At 37.6% G+C, this 19,984-nt stretch carries 19 protein-coding genes; 6 read left to right on the top strand and 13 right to left on the bottom strand.

The window, feature by feature from the left end; genetic code table 11:
* Positions 1-49 precede the first annotated feature (49 nt).
* Positions 50-538 (top strand): VOC family protein, encoded by a 489-nt coding sequence (locus tag LGQ90_RS05785; protein WP_229339108.1) that lies wholly within the window; start codon positions 50-52, stop codon positions 536-538.
* A 7-nt stretch (positions 539-545) separates the two neighbouring features.
* On the opposite strand, the gene arsB is transcribed toward LGQ90_RS05785, so the two are convergent.
* The 6 genes from arsB to LGQ90_RS05755 all read right to left on the bottom strand — a co-directional run bounded on the left by arsB (position 546) and on the right by LGQ90_RS05755 (position 5,442).
* On the bottom strand, positions 546-1,592 hold the full coding sequence (arsB, locus tag LGQ90_RS05780) for an ACR3 family arsenite efflux transporter (RefSeq protein ID WP_229339106.1): 1,047 nt from the start codon (positions 1,590-1,592) through the stop codon (positions 546-548).
* Between the two features lies 1 nt (position 1,593).
* Entirely contained in the window at positions 1,594-2,211 is a 618-nt protein-coding gene (locus LGQ90_RS05775) for a low molecular weight phosphatase family protein (protein WP_229339104.1), read from the bottom strand.
* 9 nt (positions 2,212-2,220) lie between these two features.
* Entirely contained in the window at positions 2,221-2,685 is a 465-nt protein-coding gene (locus LGQ90_RS05770; protein WP_229339102.1) for a DUF6428 family protein, read from the bottom strand.
* A 49-nt stretch (positions 2,686-2,734) separates the two neighbouring features.
* Positions 2,735-3,070: an ArsR/SmtB family transcription factor gene (locus LGQ90_RS05765; RefSeq protein WP_229339100.1), complete on the bottom strand. Its 336-nt coding sequence runs from the start codon at positions 3,068-3,070 to the stop codon at positions 2,735-2,737.
* Positions 3,071-3,131: 61 nt separating this feature from the next.
* Complete coding sequence (locus LGQ90_RS05760; protein ID WP_229339098.1) at positions 3,132-4,211, bottom strand: Gfo/Idh/MocA family protein; 1,080 nt, start codon at positions 4,209-4,211, stop codon at positions 3,132-3,134.
* A 100-nt stretch (positions 4,212-4,311) separates the two neighbouring features.
* Positions 4,312-5,442 carry a hypothetical protein gene (locus LGQ90_RS05755; RefSeq protein ID WP_229339096.1) on the bottom strand — a complete coding sequence of 377 codons (1,131 nt, stop codon included), beginning with the start codon at positions 5,440-5,442 and terminating at the stop codon, positions 4,312-4,314.
* Between the two features lie 656 nt (positions 5,443-6,098).
* Here LGQ90_RS05755 and LGQ90_RS05750 point away from each other — a divergent pair.
* Positions 6,099-7,040, top strand: coding sequence for a L,D-transpeptidase (locus LGQ90_RS05750; RefSeq protein ID WP_229339094.1), 942 nt, complete (start codon positions 6,099-6,101; stop codon positions 7,038-7,040).
* A gap of 44 nt (positions 7,041-7,084) precedes the next feature.
* Entirely contained in the window at positions 7,085-7,849 is a 765-nt protein-coding gene (locus tag LGQ90_RS05745; protein ID WP_229339092.1) for a hypothetical protein, read from the top strand.
* Here LGQ90_RS05745 and LGQ90_RS05740 read toward each other — a convergent pair.
* A complete protein-coding gene (locus LGQ90_RS05740) occupies positions 7,846-8,640 on the bottom strand; it encodes an HAD family hydrolase (RefSeq protein WP_229339090.1) in 795 nt (264 codons plus the stop codon). The two genes, LGQ90_RS05745 and LGQ90_RS05740, sit on opposite strands and share 4 nt — an antisense overlap.
* Positions 8,641-8,875: 235 nt before the next feature.
* Between LGQ90_RS05740 and LGQ90_RS05735 the strand changes: the two genes are divergently transcribed.
* Both LGQ90_RS05735 and LGQ90_RS05730 read left to right on the top strand, forming a co-directional pair.
* The gene (locus LGQ90_RS05735; RefSeq protein ID WP_229339088.1) at positions 8,876-11,314 is read left to right on the top strand and encodes a TonB-dependent receptor; all 2,439 of its coding nucleotides are present in this window, start codon (positions 8,876-8,878) and stop codon (positions 11,312-11,314) included.
* A 48-nt stretch (positions 11,315-11,362) separates the two neighbouring features.
* Complete coding sequence (locus LGQ90_RS05730) at positions 11,363-12,484, top strand: PepSY-associated TM helix domain-containing protein (protein WP_229339087.1); 1,122 nt, start codon at positions 11,363-11,365, stop codon at positions 12,482-12,484.
* 8 nt (positions 12,485-12,492) lie between these two features.
* On the opposite strand, the gene LGQ90_RS05725 is transcribed toward LGQ90_RS05730, so the two are convergent.
* On the bottom strand, positions 12,493-12,849 hold the full coding sequence (locus tag LGQ90_RS05725) for a phage holin family protein (RefSeq protein ID WP_229339085.1): 357 nt from the start codon (positions 12,847-12,849) through the stop codon (positions 12,493-12,495).
* Positions 12,850-12,925: 76 nt separating this feature from the next.
* A complete protein-coding gene (locus LGQ90_RS05720; RefSeq protein ID WP_229339083.1) occupies positions 12,926-13,558 on the bottom strand; it encodes a SanA/YdcF family protein in 633 nt (210 codons plus the stop codon).
* A 124-nt stretch (positions 13,559-13,682) separates the two neighbouring features.
* Between LGQ90_RS05720 and LGQ90_RS05715 the strand changes: the two genes are divergently transcribed.
* Positions 13,683-14,315 (top strand): NAD(P)H-dependent oxidoreductase, encoded by a 633-nt coding sequence (locus tag LGQ90_RS05715; RefSeq protein WP_229339081.1) that lies wholly within the window; start codon positions 13,683-13,685, stop codon positions 14,313-14,315.
* On the opposite strand, the gene ribB is transcribed toward LGQ90_RS05715, so the two are convergent.
* From ribB to LGQ90_RS05695, 4 genes are all read right to left on the bottom strand, one after another.
* Positions 14,312-15,460, bottom strand: coding sequence for a 3,4-dihydroxy-2-butanone-4-phosphate synthase (gene ribB, locus LGQ90_RS05710; RefSeq protein WP_229339079.1), 1,149 nt, complete (start codon positions 15,458-15,460; stop codon positions 14,312-14,314). The genes LGQ90_RS05715 and ribB overlap by 4 nt on opposite strands.
* Positions 15,461-15,489: 29 nt before the next feature.
* Positions 15,490-16,869 carry an LptF/LptG family permease gene (locus tag LGQ90_RS05705; RefSeq protein WP_229339077.1) on the bottom strand — a complete coding sequence of 460 codons (1,380 nt, stop codon included), beginning with the start codon at positions 16,867-16,869 and terminating at the stop codon, positions 15,490-15,492.
* Positions 16,870-16,939: 70 nt separating this feature from the next.
* Positions 16,940-17,581 (bottom strand): outer membrane lipoprotein periplasmic chaperone LolA1, encoded by a 642-nt coding sequence (gene lolA1, locus LGQ90_RS05700; protein ID WP_229339075.1) that lies wholly within the window; start codon positions 17,579-17,581, stop codon positions 16,940-16,942.
* A gap of 9 nt (positions 17,582-17,590) precedes the next feature.
* Positions 17,591-19,963, bottom strand: a complete 2,373-nt coding sequence (locus LGQ90_RS05695) for a DNA translocase FtsK (protein ID WP_229339073.1) — start codon at positions 19,961-19,963, stop codon at positions 17,591-17,593.
* Positions 19,964-19,984 lie beyond the last annotated feature (21 nt).

The raw sequence follows: 19,984 nt of genomic DNA, 5'->3' as shown, positions 1-19,984 counted from the left end.
TGTTCTTATTAATTAAAATAAATCTTACTTAAATTTAAAGAAAAAAACCATGTCTTATAAGTATAAAGTTCCTGCTGAAACCAGAATTGGCCACGTACATTTAAAAGTTTCCAATATTGAAAAAGCTCTGAAATTTTACAGGGATATCCTGGGTTTTGAGATCACCCAAAGAATGGGAGATCAGGCTGTTTTTCTTTCCGCAGGAGGCTACCATCATCATATTGGACTAAATACCTGGCATAGCGAAGGAGGAGACAAAGCCTCAAAATCTGGCGTAGGTTTGTTCCATGCCGCGATTCTTTATCCAACAAGAAAGGATCTTGCAGCAGTAGTGAAAAGGCTTTTTGAAAAGGCCTATCCGCTTTCCGGTGCTGCAGATCATGGGGTTTCAGAAGCGATCTACCTTGATGATCCTGATGGGAATGGAATAGAACTATACTGGGATAAACCGAGAGAAGAATGGCCTCAAAATGAAGATGATACTTTGAATATGTATACCCGTGCTTTGGATCTCGAATCCCTGCTCGCTTCTATATGATCTTAAATTATGTTTTTGCCAGATCTCTATAAAACTTTTTCCTTAACCAGAAAGATACTCTTACCAGTAATATCAGTGCTGGAACTTCTACCAGTGGGCCAATAACCCCTGTAAATGCCTGACCACTGTTCAAGCCGAATATCGCAATAGCCACCGCGATGGCTAGTTCAAAATTGTTTCCTGCAGCGGTGAAAGATATAGAAGCATTCTTTTCGTAAGAAGCGCCCAGAGCTTTGCTTAAAAAGAAACTTATAAGAAACATCAGGCTGAAATAGATCAATAACGGAATGGCAATTCTAACAACATCCATTGGGATCTCTACGATAAGTTCCCCTTTTAATGAGAACATAAGAATTATGGTAAATAGCAGCGCAATAAGGGTCAATGGAGATATGGTGGGAATAAATTTGTTCTCATACCAGTTTTCGCCTTTTAGTTTCACTAATATTACTCGGCTAAGGATGCCTAGGGCAAAAGGAATTCCAAGATAAATTGCTACACTTTCAGCAATGGTAGCGATTGAAATATCTACAATGGCACCATCAAATCCGAAAAGAGGCGGAAGCCAGGTTATAAACAGCCATGCATAAAAGCTATAGGCAAAAACCTGGAAGATACTATTAAGTGCGACCAGTCCTGCGCCATATTCGCTGCTGCCTTCGGCAAGGTCATTCCAGACCAGAACCATAGCGATACAACGGGCCAGCCCAATTAGGATTAGTCCAACCATATATTCAGGATGATCCTGCAGAAATAGTATTGCCAGAAAGAACATTAAAAATGGTCCTATGATCCAGTTTAGAACCAGCGAGATGCTTAAAATCTTTACATTTTTAAAGACTTTCGGCAACAACCTGTATTTTACCTTGGCCAATGGAGGATACATCATTAGAATAAGGCCTATAGCAATAGGGATATTGGTGGTTCCGGAGCTATAAGAATTTATGTTTTCAGGAATTGAGGGAATTAAATAACCTAATCCCACCCCCAGACCCATGGCCAGAAAGATCCATAACGTGAGATTCTTATCCAGGTAATTTAGTTTTTTTGCCATGCTATTTTATATTTTCAAATACATAGATCATTTCTGAACCGATCTGATCACTGCGTTCATTATATTTCTTTTCTGCCAAGGGAGTATCATCAAATTCTTTAGGATCATTATAATCCAGCGCTATCCTGGCTTTTGAACCGGGAATAAAAGGACAGTTTTCATCGGCATGAGAACAGGTCATCACCGCTGCAAAATTTTCAGACGGATTTTCCGGAGCATCGTAAACTTTAGAGTAGCAGACCACAGGTTTTTGCTCTTCGGAATAAAAAACTTCAGAATGAGGATTTTCACCTGCTTCAGAATTTATCCTGAATCCCGCTCTCCTTAAAGCATCGATGGCATTTTTAAAGAAGGCAGTTTCTTCAGTTCCGCCGGAAAAGCAGTCGGTGTCTATCCCGTTATGAGCTGAAATAGCCTTTGCCCAAACCTGTCCTAACTGACTGCGCCTGGAATTATGCGTACAGATAAAATTGAGTTGAATCTGATTTCCTGAGTCTTTTTCCTTTTGTATAAAATTGATCAGGGGATTTAGAACTTCTTTGCGGTAAGAAGGAACTTCCAGTTTATTTAAAACTTCCAGTTTTTTCTTTAAGTCAGGATATAAGTTTGTCTGTGACATATATAGATTTTAGCAGCAACCTGAATTAGGAGAACAGGCAGAATTTTGAAGTTCAGATAATTTCATTTTTGGTTTTTGTGCCGGGACACCACATTTTTCTCTGGCCAGACAATCGGTTTGGGTGTTGACCAGAAGAAAGTTCTTACCGTCGAATTCAAGACTGAATTTATTAATACTCTCTCCCTGATATTCCACCTCGATCTCTGCGTCTGGTAAATGGAGTTTATCTTTCGCCAGATCTATGATCTTGATCAGTTTATCCGGATGTAGACGGTGGTTATAATCGTTTTCTTCCCAAAGTTGAAAAGACACTTTTTCTTCATCTCTTAAAGTTCCTCCACAGTCAATAAAAGACTTGCTTATTTTTCCAACTTCAGTAACGTGAAAATGCTCCGGCACCAAATTACCGTTTGGAAGTTCGAAAGCGATTTCTCTTAATCTGGATAACTGATTAGTAAATTCTGAAAGTTTCATAAGGGTTATCGTTTTATCGTATTATTACGATGTTATTTATTAAATTTTTTTAGCAGCATTCGCCCGGGTCACAGTTTTCAATTTGATCGAACATGCCATTAAAAAGTTGTTGTACACTCTGCCATTTTTCAGGATTTATACAATAGCTCATGGAAGCACCTTCAATATTACCCTGAATAAGGCCTATATTTTTTAGTTCTCTTAAATGCTGACTAATGGTTGCCTGGGCCAGCCCTAATTCATTTACGAGGTCTCCATTTATACATTTATTAGATGCTAATAGATACTGGAGAATGGCTACACGAGCAGGATGTGCAAAGGCTTTAGCTAAATTCGCCAGCTCGTTTTGTTCCTGTGTAAATAAATCTGTTTTAGTAACGCCCATATTCAACTATATATTGCAATATTACGATGAATCCTTTTTCTGGCAAAATTAATTTTGAAAATTATATTAGAATCCGCTCAGCCTTCGCTGCCGCTTCATTAATCTTTTGAACTATATGAATATCTTTCATTCCTTCCTCCCCCGGGACCAGAACCGGTTTGTTATTTATTATAGCCAGGGCATCGTCATCCATTTGTACGGCCTGCTGATTTTTTCCCATAGGCTTCAGGATCTTTCCATCGCTAGTCTCCCCGCGGACTCCTGAATAGGACTGCATAGGTCTTAAATAATACCAGCCTTCTTTAGCAGTGACCTCCAGGTTATTTAAATTTTCTCCGAAACTGGTCTTCCCGTCAATAATAATTCCGTTAGGGAATTCGAGCTGAAAGGAGGTGGTTTCATCGACCTCTGTGAAGATTTCGGGCCGGTTAGTAGATTGAGTGGCGGTAACAGCGATGGGTTCCATTCCTGTAGAATATCTGGCGGCATTAATGCTATAAACTCCCATGTCATAAATTGCACCTCCTCCCATTTCTTTTTTAAGTTTCCAAGGGTTTATTGTACCTCCATTATAGCCGGCTTCAGAGATAACTCGATTTATATCTCCATAAGGTTTGGTTTCCGCCAACTTCATGATTGTTTGAGTATTCTTTTCATGCTGCATTCTATACCCTATAGATAGTTTTACCTTATTCTTATTACAGGCATCAATAATTTGTTGACATTCTTTAGCAGTTCTGGCCATAGGTTTCTCACACCAGACATGTTTTCCGGTATTGGCCGCTTTAATGGCATATACAGCATGAAGACCTGTGGGCAAGACAATATAGATTACATCGATCTCATCATTATTGGCAATCTCGTGCATATTTTCATAGTTATAGATATTGGAATCTTTGATGCCGTATCTTTTCTGCCATACCGGAATTTTTTCCGGGCTCCCGGTCACTATTCCTTTAAGTTCACAATGATCTGTTAGCTGCAAAGCTGGAGCCAGAAGATCGGTGCTGTAGTAACCAAGACCTACCAGAGCCACTCCTAATTTTTTTTCTGAATTATTTACGATACATCCTGGAAAAGGAAGTAAAGTTGCACTAAGCAGGATTCCTGATTTTTTGAGAAATTTTCTTCTGTTTTCCATTGATGGATTTTCCTTTAAATTAATCAATTTTTAAAAACTAATTAATATAAATGAAAAAGGCCCCGCTCAAGCAAGGCCTTTTTGTTTGAGTATTTAATTTTTAATGATAGGCGAAAATAGCAGTCTCATACGGAGTAATTCTTTTAATCACCTTGCCCTCTTCATCAAACTCATAGGTATAATTATAAATTGATATTCCATCTCCTGCATCATATTTCATAATTCCAGGTAAATTTTTCTGAACTGAAATTCCGGGTATTATATTTTTGATAGGGAAAGGATTTAAATGACTACTATAATTTTCATAAGTTAAAATTATTTTCGATTCCACATTTCCTTCATAATGGAAAGAAGAACTTTCTTCAATTAGATTACCCTCTTCATTATATTTATAAATATATATATAGGAAAGCTTATATTCTTCAGGGGAGTGTAAATTGTAATCAGTTTTCTTACTTATGTTTTTGTTATTATCGTACTCATAAATAGTATAGGCAGTTTTTATTCCATCTACGATCCTTTCAGACCTTGTGATTAAATCATTCTCCCAGAAATAGAAAGTTTCCGTTGCATTTTCGGCTTCCATTCCATCATATTTACTGGTAGAGGTCATTTTACTAAGCCTGGAATCTTCAGAATAATAAAAAGTCGAAATTTCCTTCCAATCCCAGCTATTAAGAAAAGTATTTTCAATTTTGAGTAATTTCATTTCAGCATTATAAAAATATTCCTGCATTACACTTCCATTATCAGTATTAATGATATAGGATCTGGGCATGCCACTTAATTCGTCATCAAGGATTCCTACATTAAGATTATTATTATTTCCTTTTCTAAAACCTTCACTTAAACTGTTTATAGAAAAAATAAGACTACTGAAATTTGAAACGATCTCATCATTAATTGGAATAATAGTAAATGAAGCAAATGGATCTCCTTCATTAACCTGAAGACTTATTACTCCATCAATCATTTCGGGAATAGTCTGGAACATTATAGCCCCGCCTGTAATTAGTTTTAGATCAATCTGTCCCGAGGAATGAGCTGCTTTATCAAAAGGGATTATGATTTCCTTTTGACCTTCATTTTCAGCGATAGTTTGCTCTTCTCCAAATCGTATAACCGTGTAAGCTGCATTTTCTGTCACGGTATTCATTTCATCATCCTCTGAACAACTAAATGATATAGCTATCAGCAGGAGGGAAAGACCTAGTTTGGTAATTGTTTTCATTGATTTTTGTTGAACATGACTAACAAATAAATTGTAGGTATTATAGAAGGGGAAGAATTATTTTCAATTAGCTTTATCTAAAACAGGAAATAAAGACATTGTTTCCGAAGAAACTTTTCTTGAAAATTAATAGAGTATGATCCGTTTCCAGAAAAGAATAACGGATTGAAAATACTGGGAGGGGGTGGGAAATTGGAAATCAGCTTAATTTCCCGGTTATCTACACCATAGACGACTTTTAATATCGATTTCCTAAAGATCAAAAGTCCGGAAATGAATTCCTTAATCAATCGAATTACAATAAAAATAAATGTCTAATAATCAATAAATTAAGTAAATTAAATTGTCATTTTCACTAATCTCATAGTTAAATTTTTATACGATATTAGTAATTCTTTTAACGCTGGAAAATTTTAAATAACATTCTTATATTTACTTTTATGAGGAATATAATCTTATAAAAATTCGTAGAATTTAAAGACTTTATAAATTCTAAGATTTAGTTAATTTTTCTGAAAATTTTAAGGTAAACTTTTTCCTACCAATCTTAAAAACGGTTAATTATCATAAAGTAAACAAAGCCTTAACTCTTTATTGGCATCATCACCCTGGTTTGGTTTTTAAATTCACATCAACAACCTAAACTACTATTCAAGATGAGACGCCTTTGTGCCTTAAAAAAGATTTCTTTATTAATTGTGGGGTCTGCGCTTTTTTATGCATGTAATTCTAATACCCAGGTCATAGAGCCTTCCTCAGTTACTCAGTCAGAAACATTGAGTATGAAGAATCCGGTTATAAAGAAAGAAGCAAAAATTTACAGAAAAGACCTTAGTTATACGGTAGATTCGTTGAAGACCAGAGAACAAATAGATAGTCTGATAAATAACTATTCTGAAGACCAGTTAAAAACTATTTTAGCTTTAAACCGTATAGAAAAGAACAGATTAAGACCAGAAAGACCAATTGTTATCCCAGATTGTCCTTCTGATGAATTTAATGCCTACAGTCCCTTCCCTGAAAATATAAATTTCTTACAGTGCATCCCTAAAACGGTCCTTATTTCTCAAAGAGTTCAGGCGTTTGGATTGTATGAAAATGGAGAATTAGTAAAATGGGGCCCGGTAAGTACTGGAAAAAGTTCAACCAAAACACCCAATGGACTCAATTACGGAAATTATAAGGCTAAGCGTAAAGTAAGTACCGTAGATGAATCCTGGATATTACCTTATTATTTCAACTTTATGAATTTTGAAGGAGTAGGGGTTCACCAATATGCATTGCCAGGTTACCCGGCAAGTCATGGATGTGTAAGATTATATATGGATGATGCCAAGTATATCTTTAACTGGGCAAATATGTGGGACGTAGAAGGTTCAAAAATTGCCCGAAATGGAACGCCCTTTATGGTATTTGGAGAATATGATTATCAATCAGATAAACCCTGGATAAACCTTTCACAGAATATGAAAGCAAATGATCTTACCCAGGAAGAGATAAATACCCTTGAAGGATATATTCAGAAATATCAGTCAGATCCTAAGAATTTTCACAATATAGCTTCGAAAAATGCTGAAGCTGAATTAGCCAAAGCTTAATTAAATTAGATTTTAATTAAATTAGCCGGTAAACATTGATACTTATGAAAAGCATTAATTTTTACCGGCTATTTTTTGTCTTATTTCTTGCAGCATTTTCTTCCAGTCTTTATGCTCAGGAAACCAATGTAATGATACGGGCTAAAGCAAAAGATGCTAAATTCATTGGTTCGTCTATTGGGGGAGCAAAGATTTTAGTGAAAGATGCCTTAACAGGAGAAGTAATGGCTGAGGGTATAACTTCCGGTAGCACGGGAAACACTGATATAATAATGAATCAGGATTGGAAGCGGGGTGAAAATCTTTCAGATGAGAACACGGCAGGATTCAATGCCGGTTTAAATATTAAAAAGCCAAAATTCATTACAATTGAAGCCTATGCTCCGGTAAACAAGAAACAGGCTGAGGTGATGAGCAGCACCCAGCTTTGGGTTATTCCTGGTAAAGATATTGCTGGTGATGGAGTAGTGCTGGATATACCGGGATTCGTGGTGGATATTTTAAGTCCGCAAACACATGAAAGGATAGCTTCCTCTGAAAATATTGAATTAAAGGCAAATATCGTAATGATGTGCGGTTGTCCTGTTACTAAAGATGGGATCTGGGATGCCAATCAATACGAAGTTAAAGCCATCATCACAAATTCTGAAGGAGAATCTAAGGAAGTTGCGATGACACAGAAAGATAAGCCGAGCACTTTTAAGGCCGATATAAGTCTGGAAAAAGGGCTTTATGATATATTGATCTATGCCTATGATCCTTTAACAGGTAATACGGGTCTGGATAAGACCAATATCATTGTAAATTAGGCCTTCAATAAACCAAGAGATTCAATAGTTCTAAGAACCCCATTATCATTATTATCATGGGTGGTCACAAAATTACTTGCCTGTAAAATTTCCGGATGGGCATTTTTCATGGCATAGCTATGTTTTGCCACCTTCATCATTTCGAGATCATTAAGATAGTCACCAAAAACCAGGGTTTCTTCCGGGGTAATATTTAGTTCTTTTTGAATATCTCTAATCGCGTTTCCTTTGTTCGCATCGAGAGCAGTGATATCGATAAAAACTTTCGCAGCAATTGCAACTTTGAATCTATCAGTATAATTTACAAAATGCGGGAAGGTGTTATTTTCAACCCCGTCAAAATTACAAAGGGTCACTTTTAAGTAAGTGTCTTCTACCTGAGTTAGATCGTCTACAACTTTTAGACGTTCATAGAATTTCGAGATCTCTTTCTGGAATTCTTCGTCATTCGTTTCAATATATGCGGAATCTTTTCCGCATAAGACCAGATGAGTATTTTCCAGGTTCCGGCCGAGTTTTATAAATTCTATCGCGGCAGTTTTTTCTATAGGATTCACGTATAATTCCTTTCCTTTATGCGAAACATAAGTTCCATTCTCAGCAAAGAACATTGTTCGATCTTTGATCTTTTCAAACCTCGCTTCCAGATTATAGAATTGCCGACCGCTGGCGATAGAGAAAAGAATCCCTTTTTTGGTTAGTTGTTCTTCTACTTTCCAGAAATCTGGATGTAACTCGTGATTATCATTCAACAAAGTTCCGTCAACGTCGGTTACAATAAGTTTGATCATAGTATTAATTTGAAAGCTCAAAAGTAACCGAAACCTTAGTCAATCAAATTAATTCCATATTAAATTTCACATTCCGGTTATAACGAATACCTATTCTTGGTGTTTATAAATATTTGAAATACAGTCTTTTCATTAATTTTATTTAAAATAATTCTAAATAGGCTTTTAATTCTCAACTCTCAAGTTTAGATTTGCACTTCTATTTGTAATCAGTCTAAATAAATTTAAACTTATAATGTATCAAAAAATACTACTCATCGCTTTGCTTTTTACTTATGCCGGTTTTGCACAAAATTCCGGAAGTCTTCAGGGTAAAGTTACCACTGTAGATGCTAATGGAATTTCTGAAGCTAATATCAATATTCAGGGCACAGAAATAGGAACCGAAACCCTTGAAGATGGTTCTTTTAAGATTGAGAATGTTCCTGTAGGCAATTATCTTTTAAGGATTTCTTATGTGGGTTACAAATCTCAGGAGATAGCTTTCTCTGTAAAGGCAGGTGAAACTACCAGTCTTCCTAATATCACTCTAAAATCTGGAGAAGAGCAACTCTCTGAAGTACTAATCCGAGGAAATGGAAATGCTAATAAGTTTAACCGCGAAAAAAGTGTATATGTTTCCAAATTACCTCTAAAAAATATTGAAAATCCTCAGGTGTACGATAATATTACCGCGGAAATTCTCAGCGAGCAAATTGTTACCAATTTTGATGATGCTTTGAAAAATAGTTCCGGGATCACCAAGCTTTGGGAATCTACCGGTCGGGGAGGAGATGGAGCCGGGTACTATGCTCTAAGAGGATTTCCCGTGCAGCCTAGCCTGGTAAACGGTCTTCCCGCCCTTACCAATGGAAGCCCCGATCCTGCCAATATTGAAAATATAGAAGTTATTAAAGGCCCATCGGGTACGCTATACGGGAGCAGCCTTATTTCCTATGGAGGTTTGATAAATATCACCACCAAAAAACCATATGAATATTTCGGCGGAAATATAAGCTATACTCTGGGCAGTTTTGGTCTTAACAGAGTTGCGGCAGATGTGAATACTCCGCTTGATGAGGAAGGTGATGTAGCTTTGCGTGTAAATACTGCGTATCAAACCAGGAACTCTTTTCAGGATGCCGGTTTTTCCAAATCTTTCTTCGTGGCGCCCTCGCTAAAATATAAAGTGAATGACAGGCTTTCATTTTTTGTAAATACTGAATTCTTTAATGGGGAATCTACAAATCCAACCATGCTTTTTGTAGACAGGGGTGCCCCTCTAACAGCTACCAATATTGAAGAATTGAACTATAATACGAACAGGTCTTACACTAGTAATGACCTTACGCTAGAGAATCCTACATACAGCCTCCAGGGACAGATGAATTATGAATTGTCAGACAACTGGACCTCACAAACCGTTATCTCACGTGGTAGTGCGAAATCTAAAGGATACTACTCTTATTTATATGAATCTACGAGGTTTACCGAAGGCCTGGAAGAAGGAGTTGTTTTTACAAGATTTATGAATAATCAAAATTCAACTACGCTAACCACAGATCTTCAGCAAAATTTTATCGGTGATTTTGAGATCTTCGGAATGAGAAACAGAATGGTGGCCGGTCTTGATTATTTTCAAAGGGAAATAATTGATAATGGCAGCGGATATGTGGGTAACGGACAGGTTTACTTAGGAAATGCCAGTCTGCAAAACGTAAATGAAAGTGTTTTTGGAATTACGGAAGAGGAAAACTACATAACAAATGGTGATAGCGGAATCCTTTCTACAGCTGCCGTTGATGGTTTATTGCAAAATACTGCTAGAAATAACAGTATTACTAAGGAAGACTTTTACAGTGCCTATGTTTCTAATGTTCTTAATATAACTCCAGCGTTATCTGCAATGGCCAGTTTAAGAATAGATCAGTTTGAAAATGATAGTAACAGCCAGACAGCGCTTTCTCCTAAATTTGGTGTAGTGTATCAGCCAATTATTGATAAGATATCGATATTTGCCAATTATATGGATGGTTTTAGTAATGTGGCTCCTACAGAAGTTATTGATCAGGAAACCCAACAATCTCAAAGGATCACTTTTGACCCGGAACATGCGACTCAATTTGAAGTAGGAACAAAACTTAACTTTTTCAATGGCCGAGTTTTCGCAACCTTAAGTTATTATGATATTCAAGTTGAAAATATTGTTTTAGGTAGCGGTATAGAAGTTACCCAGGATGGGACCCAATACAGCCGTGGTTTTGAAGCAAGGTTAACGGCCAGCCCGGTGGACGGACTGAATTTGGTTGCAGGTTTTAGTCATAATGACAGTGAGGTTACTGAAGCTGCCGCAAATGATGATTTTCTTGGAAGGAGACCAGAATCTGCCGGACCGGAAACTCTTGCCAACCTATGGGCCAGTTATAGATTGACCTCTGGTATTGCTGAAGGTTTTGGAATTGGATTTGGAGGAAATTATGCCAGTGAAAATATGATATTTAACAGGAATACTGCCGGGACTTTTACCCTGCCATCCTATACAGTCTTGAACGCAGCGGTTTTCTATGATGTAGATAAATTTTCTATCAATCTCAAATTAAATAATCTTACCAACGAAGATTATTTCAACGGTTGGTCAACTATCAATCCGCAGGCTCCCAGAAATTTTGCAGCAGCGCTGACTTATAAATTTTAGAAATTAATTAGCCGGAGATCGCTCTTAGGGTGATCTCCTTTTTCTATTATGAAAAAAAAGAAAAAGAATAACACCTTAAAAAAATGGGCCGGCCGAATTCATCTTTGGTTAGGCCTTATTACCGGAATTATCGTGTTTATCGTAGCCATAACGGGATGCATCTATGTTTTTCATGATGAGATAAAAGATGCTATCTATGATTACCGGTTCGTAGAAAACAAGCAGGAAGCTTTTATGGCGCCTTCAAAGATTAAGGAGGTTGTACAACAAAATTACCCCGGTGCAACTGATGATTTTGTGTTGTACACAGGAAAAGACAGGCCCGTTGCCGTGTACGGTCTATATGAAGAGGTTCCTTATTATTTCTATCTAAACCCCTATACCGGCGAGTTTCTATATGCCCAGGACTTCACGCAAGATTTCTTCGAAATTGTCAAATCTCTGCATATGTACCTTTTACTACCTGAGGAGATCGGCAGGCAGGTAGTTGGAATATCAACCTTGATATTTATTTTGATGTTGATAACGGGTGTAATACTCTGGTGGCCTAAAAAGTTGAAGAATTTAAAAAAGAGCCTTAAGGTTAAATGGAGTGCCCGTTGGAGAAGACTTAACTACGACCTGCATAATATTAGTGGATTTTATCTTCATATTCTGGCAATAATTGTAGCTATTACAGGTTTGTATTTCTCTTACGATTGGGTTAAGGAAGGGATTTATTATGCCGGAAATTTTGGAGAAGACGTGGAAAGTGATCATCATGTGGAGGATATTGAGCAAAAAACACCAATTGCAGAAAATCCGGTAGATATAGCGTTCTATGAAACAATAGAGCTTTTGCCAAATAATGATATGTATTTTGTTTGGACAGAGGGAGATCACCATCCTGTGGTAACTGGAGTCTATCCTGAATCTCTGGATTATGATCATCAATCTAATTACTATTTTCATCCCCAGACTGCTGAACTACTACAAAGTCAGCCATATAAAAGTAAAAGTACCGGACTGAAACTGCAGGAAATGAGTTATGGAATTCATACCGGGCAGTATTTTGGAATGACAGGAAAGATCATCGCCTTTATTTTAAGCCTTTTTGTGGCTTCTTTACCTGTAACTGGTTTTATAGTATGGTGGGGAAGAAAAAACCGGGTGAAGCATCTCACCCGGTAGATGAATATTTAGAATAGAATTGCGTCTACAATTCCACCTATAATAGCAATTAATACAGCGAGCCATAGCGAAGGCCAAAAACCGTCTGTCTTAAAGTCTGAAGTCAATTTATCAGCGATCTCAATGATTATGGCATAGGCAATAACCCTGGTGATAAAACCAATTCCGAGGAAGTAGAAGATACCTAATGTAGCTATATTGAGAATAGCTGTTAGCAACCAGCTTAACAGAAAGCTAAGCACTCCAATAATCAATGCCACAATGATTGCAGACTTAAAGCCGTTTAAATGGACTTTACTTAAAAATTTTGCGGCAATAAGAAGAACTAAAGCGTCAATTAGAATATGAATTAACCACTGGATCATATTGTTCGATTTTAGAAGTTAGTAGTATTCTAATATAACAAAAAAACAAATGACAAGCTTAGTTGCCTGGGAGCGATTAATTTAGCCTCGCCTGTAAAGTGCGTGGTTTTTTCTTCAATAAAACCTCCCAGAGTGCCTTGAGATTGGCTAATTTTTCCCTTTGTTTGAGTCTGTATTCCGTTTGATAAGCTCTTTGATCGGCAGCGAATCCCCGGTAATCCAGGCCAAGATTTTTTGCAATAAACAGGGTTCTGGTAAGATGGAACTTTTGAGTAACAACAATGGCACTTTCTACATCAAATAATTTTCCAGCCCTGTACATGCTATCATAAGTGTCCAGCCCGGCATGATCTGAAATAATCAAACTTTTGTCGATTCCTTTTTCTTCAAGATAATTCACCATTGCCGAGACCTCATTGTAATCGTCGGTTCTATGATCTCCTGTAACCAGAAAATTTTCCACTTTGTTATTTTTGTATAATCTTATGGCTGTATCTACCCGATCCTGCAGAATGGGGGATAATTTACCATCAGCATGCACGCTGGCTCCAAGTATGATAACGGTCCTGGCAGGAGGAACATTAGACATATCACTATAAATAAGTCCTGCCGTTTGCCGCTGGAATATCGCTTCAATCCCAAGCACTACAAAAATGATCAGTACCAGACCGATGACGAAAGCCAGAATTATTTTTTTTAGCCGCTTCATTAAAGATTGATGAATTGATTACCGAAGATAGCCATAATAATTGATGTATTAGATTAATTTATGCGCTAACGCCAGTGTTACCTTATACATTGTGTACATTTGTAAAATATTATTTTAATGAGTTATGAGTAATATAAAAGCTTTGAACTGGCGCTATGCGACCAAGAAATTTGATGATACCAAAATTCTTTCTCAGGAAAAAGTAAAGGTCTTAAAACAGGCTTTTAATTTAACCGCAACCTCTTACGGACTTCAGCCCCTTAAAATGCTGATCATTTCTAATAAAGAAATTCAAAAAAAGCTGCGTGAATTTTCTATGAACCAGCAACAGGTGGATTCCGCTTCACATGTTATGGTAATTTGTATTGAAGACAAGGTAGATGAAGATTTTATTACGAATTACTTTAAAAGGGTAAAGCATGTGCGGGAAACTCCCGAAGAGATCCTTAAACCATTTCATGATTTCCTTATCAATGATTTTAAGACGAAAGAAGTAGCAGAGATCGAAGCCTGGGCGATTAATCAGGCATATCTTGCTTTAGGAACTTTGCTTACTGTTTGCGCTGCAGAAGAAATTGATGCCTGCCCCATGGAAGGTTTTGAACCTGAGAAATATGATGAATTCCTGGATCTGCATGCTAAGAATTTACGATCTGTCCTCGTTCTTCCGGTTGGATATCGTTCTGAAGAGGATATGTTCTCTAAATTTAAAAAGGTAAGAAGACCTCTGGATGAGGTTATTATTGAAATAGACTAATAATTTACGTATTCAGTTATTTCAAGTCCGTATCCAATCATCCCCACACGCTTGGTTTGCTGTGTATTTGAAAGCAACCTGATCTTATGTATTTCGAGGTCGTGAAGTATCTGGGCTCCAATTCCAAAATCCTTATTATCCATTTTCACCGGAGGTGCTTTGATCTCTCCTTTTTTCTGACTTTCCTTTAATTCTGTAAGACGGTTTAAGAGATTGGGAGATTGGTTTGCAGGATTAATAAAGACAATAGCGCCACGACCTTCATCATTTATGGCTTTGAACATACTGTCCAGCTTCTTGTCGGCATTATTGGTCAACGTACCTAGAATATCATTGTTTACCAGGGTAGAATTGACCCTTACCATAATTTCCTCATTTGATTTCCATGCACCTTTGGTTAAGGCCACATGTACCTGAGAATTGGTGGTTTGCTTATAGGCTCGTAATCTGAATTTTCCAAATCTCGTGTCCAGCTCAAAATCTTCTTTCTTTTCGATCAAAGAGTCATGTTGCATTCTATAGGCTACCAGATCTTCGATAGAAACAATTTTAAGATCGAACTTTTTGGCGACTTCCATTAACTGAGGTAGACGGGCCATTGTACCATCTTCATTCATGATCTCCACGATCACTCCCGCCGGTTCAAAACCAGCCAGTCTGGCAAAGTCAATGGCAGCTTCAGTGTGGCCTGTTCTTCTTAAGACTCCGCCTTCTTTTGCTTTGAGCGGAAAGATATGTCCTGGCCTGTTAAGATCCTGTGGTTTGATCTCAGGATCGATAAGAGCTTCGACAGTTTTAGCACGATCGGCCGCAGAGATTCCTGTGGTAACTCCTTTTCCTCTAAGATCAACTGAAATAGTAAAAGCTGTTTCCATAGGATCGGTATTATTACCAACCATCATTTCTAGTTTCAGCTCATTACATCTGGCTTCGGTAAGTGGTGCGCAAATAAGTCCGCGACCGTGGGTAGCCATAAAATTTATCATCTCAGGTGTAACTTTTTCGGCAGCAGCTAAAAAGTCACCTTCATTTTCACGATCAATATCATCTACCACAATGATTACCTTCCCGGCACGAATATCATCAATGGCTTCCTGAATATTATCCAGTTTTATTGAATATTGATTGTTTTCTACCTGAGCCATAACATCTAATTTTGTGGCTGCAAAGATATTTATTCTGTTTTACTTTTGTCCTTGAAAAGCCCGGCTTTTTTGAAGAGTTTTTTGAAAGGTTCCAGAATATTGTCGAACACAAACAGACCCTGATCTGTCGTGGCTCTGTATGTTAAATATATTCCCAGTGGTAACATGATTAAAGTGGAGAGCCATGTGGCTATAAAAGCCGGAACACTACCGTCTTCCGCTGAATTTTTAGCAAAAATTCCTATGAAGTGATAGGTTAAAAACAGTAGTATTGCTACTACTATTGGGAGTCCAATCCCTCCTTTTCTTATAATCGCTCCCAATGGCGCCCCTACAAAGAAGAGTACTATACATGCCACCGACAACGCGTATTTCTCATGCAGGGCGATCTCAAACTTATTCACCTGCTGTACACTTCGTTTAAATTCCACCTTTTTCATTCCCAGGTGTGCTAAGGATGAATTTACCGAACCCAGCGCGAGATTTGCAATTTGAGCGGCATCGTAGGTGTCGTAGTGGGATAGAAGTCCGTCCTCAAAAGCAATGAGGGTATCCTTCGGAGTATAATTTATTTTGATGGTCTTTACACCTGTTCGGTTATACATAGATTCTTTAAACTCAGCCATTTTGTTATTGTAAGCCACAGAGAACGAGTCTATACTTTCATCTAATTCTGAAATTTTAAGCATTCCGTGAGTAGAACTGTAAGATTCATCTTCCAGGTTAACATTATTAAAATCTGAAAGATCTATGTTGATCACATATTCATCGAAATAACTTTTGGTAAAAGGTTTGTTCTTCCGCTTTTCGTAATCTGAAGGTTTTATTTCATCGTAGTAATTTCCTTCTTTTAATATTAAAGAGAGTACATCAGATTCTGTACTACCTACTAATTCACCTTCTTTTGCTTTTATAACCGTGGTATTTCCTCCGGTTTGTTTTTTCTGATGAATGATCACATCCGTAAGATACTGGTCATTTTCACCCGTTTTATCTTCTACTTTGATGTTGAAAGTACCTATGTCATTAAAAATACCTTCAGAAATGGCCATGGCAGGCTTTAGTTGTGCAATATTCTTCCGAAGATTTATTGACTTGAATTCCGCAGCAGGAATCACATTATTGGCAAAAAAGAAAGCTATAAGACTAACAAAAACAATAAAGACCGTTAGACTTCGCATCGCGCGACCAAGTGAAATACCCGAAGATTTCATCGCTGCAAATTCATAATTTTCAGCAAAGGAACCAAAGGTCATTATGGAAGTGAGCAGGATGGTAAGCGGTAAAACGAGCGGTACCAGTTTTGGGGAAAAATACAAAAGGAATTTCAAAATAACTTCTGCATCCAGGTCTTTACCAGCAAGTTCACCTATGTACAACCAGATTGTCTGGAGTACAAAGATGAACATGAGTATGATAAAGACCGAAAAAAATGTTTTTAAAAAACTGGTTAGTATGTACCGGTCGAGTATTTTCAATTTAATCTAATCTATTGATGTAGTAATCGCTATATCTGTCTTTGTTGAAGGTAAACAGATTTTTCGCCAAAGGCTGATCCGTTTTAAAACTTTTCACGGTAATGGTCACTTTTGTACCATTTTCCTGAGTTTGGATAAGATTATAAATATGTTTGGTCTGGCTGTCTATTCCCAGTAAAATATTTTTGATCTCAGCATTACTATCTTTAGGGGTAAGCTTTACATACTGGATTTCACGTCCTTTTACATTTTGAGTGATGTCCATCTGGTAGTTGTATCCATCCTCATAAAAACTGAACATTTTTGAAGGAGTGATACTGTTATTATCTTCTTCTACATAGTTTGATATGTTGATCTCTTCATCTTCAGGAATGATCGTATAAATTTTCTTTCCGTCAAACATTTGGGTAGTTCCCATAAGGTTTAGCACGTACTTTTCCCCATCTATACTCACATCTCCTCTTGTTTCCTGGCTTACATTTTCGGCTTTATTCTCCAAAGCATATTTAAATTCTATTACCATATTGTCGTAGGCTTTCACCTTGGAGGATACAGAATTAAGTAATTTTTCAGCTTTTTGAGAATCCTGGGCCTGCACGTTTAACGACATGATCGCAGCCAGAATAAATACTAATTTTTTCATCTTGATTTTTTAATTGTCTGGTTTTTCATTTAAAAGTTGATCTAATGCCGCCAGATCTGTTACTAATACCTGTCTTGCCTTGCTTCCTTCGAAAGGACCAACGATGCCTGCAGCTTCCAGTTGATCTATGATCCTTCCGGCACGGTTATAACCAAGTTTTAGTTTTCTTTGAAGCAATGATGCGGACCCTTGCTGGTGCGTAACGATCACTTCTGCGGCTTCACGGAATAACTTATCCCGCTCGCTCACATCTATATCAAGTCCTGTGCCACTTTCCTCACTTTCATAAGCAGGAAGTTGGTGTGCATCTGGATAGGCTTTTTGAGAACCTATGAATTCTGTTATCTTATCCACTTCAGGAGTGTCTACGAAAGCACATTGTAATCTTTTAAGATCATTTCCCTGAGTAAATAGCATATCCCCGCGGCCAATTAACTGGTCTGCTCCCTGGTTATCCAGAATAGTCCTGGAGTCAATTTTCGAAGTAACACGGAAAGCAACTCTGGCAGGGAAGTTAGCTTTGATAATACCAGTAATTACGTTTACAGATGGTCTTTGGGTGGCAATGATCAAATGTATTCCAATAGCACGGGCAAGCTGGGCCAGTCTTGCGATTGGAGTTTCAACCTCTTTACCTGCCGTCATAATAAGATCTGCAAACTCATCTACTACCAAAACAATATATGGTAAGAACTTATGTCCGTCGTTTGGATTAAGTTTTCTAGCCTTGAATTTAGTATTGTATTCTTTAATGTTACGACACATGGCGTTTTTCAGCATATCGTAACGGTTGTCCATTTCTATACAAAGCGAGTTCAGGGTGTTGATCACCTTGGTATTATCGGTAATAATTGCGTCTTCGGTATCTGGTAATTTTGCCAGGTAATGACGTTCAATTTTATTGAATAAAGTAAGTTCAACTTTCTTCGGATCCACCAGTACAAATTTCACTTCTGCAGGATGTTTGCAGTAGAGTAGGGAGGTAAGAATAGCATTTAAACCAACCGATTTACCCTGACCGGTAGCTCCCGCCATCAACATATGCGGCATTTTAGCAAGGTCTACCACAAAGGTTTCGTTTGAAATGGTTTTTCCCAGCGCCAGGGGTAATTCCATTTCAGCATTCTGAAATTTTGCCGAGGCAATCACGGAGCGCATGGAGACAATACTGGCATTTTTATTAGGTACTTCAATACCAATGGTTCCTCTTCCCGGAATCGGAGCAATGATCCTGATCCCTAATGCCGATAGTGAAAGCGCAATATCATCTTCTAAATTCTTGATCTTGGAAATCCTTATTCCAGCTTCAGGCACGATCTCATATAGCGTTACCGTAGGTCCCACGGTCGCTTTGATCTGGGCGATCTCGATTTTATAGTTTTTGAGGGTTTCTACAATTCTATTTTTGTTTTCCTCAAGTTCTTCCTGGTCTATAGTAATAGTCCCTCCATAATCTTTAAGAAGTTCTACGGTTGGGAACTTATAATTCTTCAATTCCAGGGTCGGATCAAATTCCCCAAAATCCTTTACCAGTTTTTTGCTCAGGTTATCTTCCTCTTCTTCCTCTGGAGCTGCTTCAACTTCCATCGCGACATCTTCTTCAGAAGGGGTGGTAACTTCCATTTTCGGAGATGGTTCAGGTTCCTTCTTTTCAGGTTTTTCTTCCGAAAGATCTATACTTTGAGGTTTCTCTTCTTCTGTTTTTGGTTTAACTACAGTTTCTTTCCAGTCTTTTTCTTCTTCGGTTTCAGAAATAGTGGACTGGTGTTCTACCATAGCGTCTTTAAGCTCTTTTTTACCAGATTTGAAATATACTCCTATCATTTCCGGAGTTACTTTTAATCTAATTGCCAGATATGCAATAAATAAGAAAAGCATTAGAAGTGCAGTTCCAAAAAAGCCTAAATAATCCTGTATAAAATCATTGGTTTCAAAACCTATGCGTCCTCCAAGCAACGCATTTTTTTCAGCAAAGAAGCCAAAGAATACAGATAGCCATATCATGACCAATACTCCCCAAAACCAGAATTTTCTAAGATTGGAGCTATTGAATCCAAAGAAAAGATATACTCCGCTAAGCAATACTAAAAAAGCAATGGAGAAAGCGGCGAGGCCAAATCCCTGGTAGATAAAGAAATCACTAACAGTGGCTCCAAATTTACTAAGCCAGTTTCTGGCTTCGATCTCCCGATTGGTAAATTCATTAAGAACACTCTGATCGGCTTGCCAGTTAAAAAGGAAGGAAACGAAGGCTACAATTAGGGCCAAGCCAAAAAGCATTAAAAAACTACCCAGAACCACCTTTTGTTGCCTGTTGAGCTTCAGTGAGAAATTACGAGGTTTTTTGGCGGTTTTCTTGGTGTTAGCTTTCTTTTTAGCCATATGTAGGTTGAACGGTTTCGG

The sequence above is a fragment of the Christiangramia sediminis genome, assembly GCF_020552705.1.
Lineage (GTDB): Bacteria > Bacteroidota > Bacteroidia > Flavobacteriales > Flavobacteriaceae > Christiangramia > Christiangramia sediminis.
The sequence above is the reverse complement of the archived record's forward strand: the minus strand, read 5'-3'. Positions and strand labels throughout refer to the sequence as shown.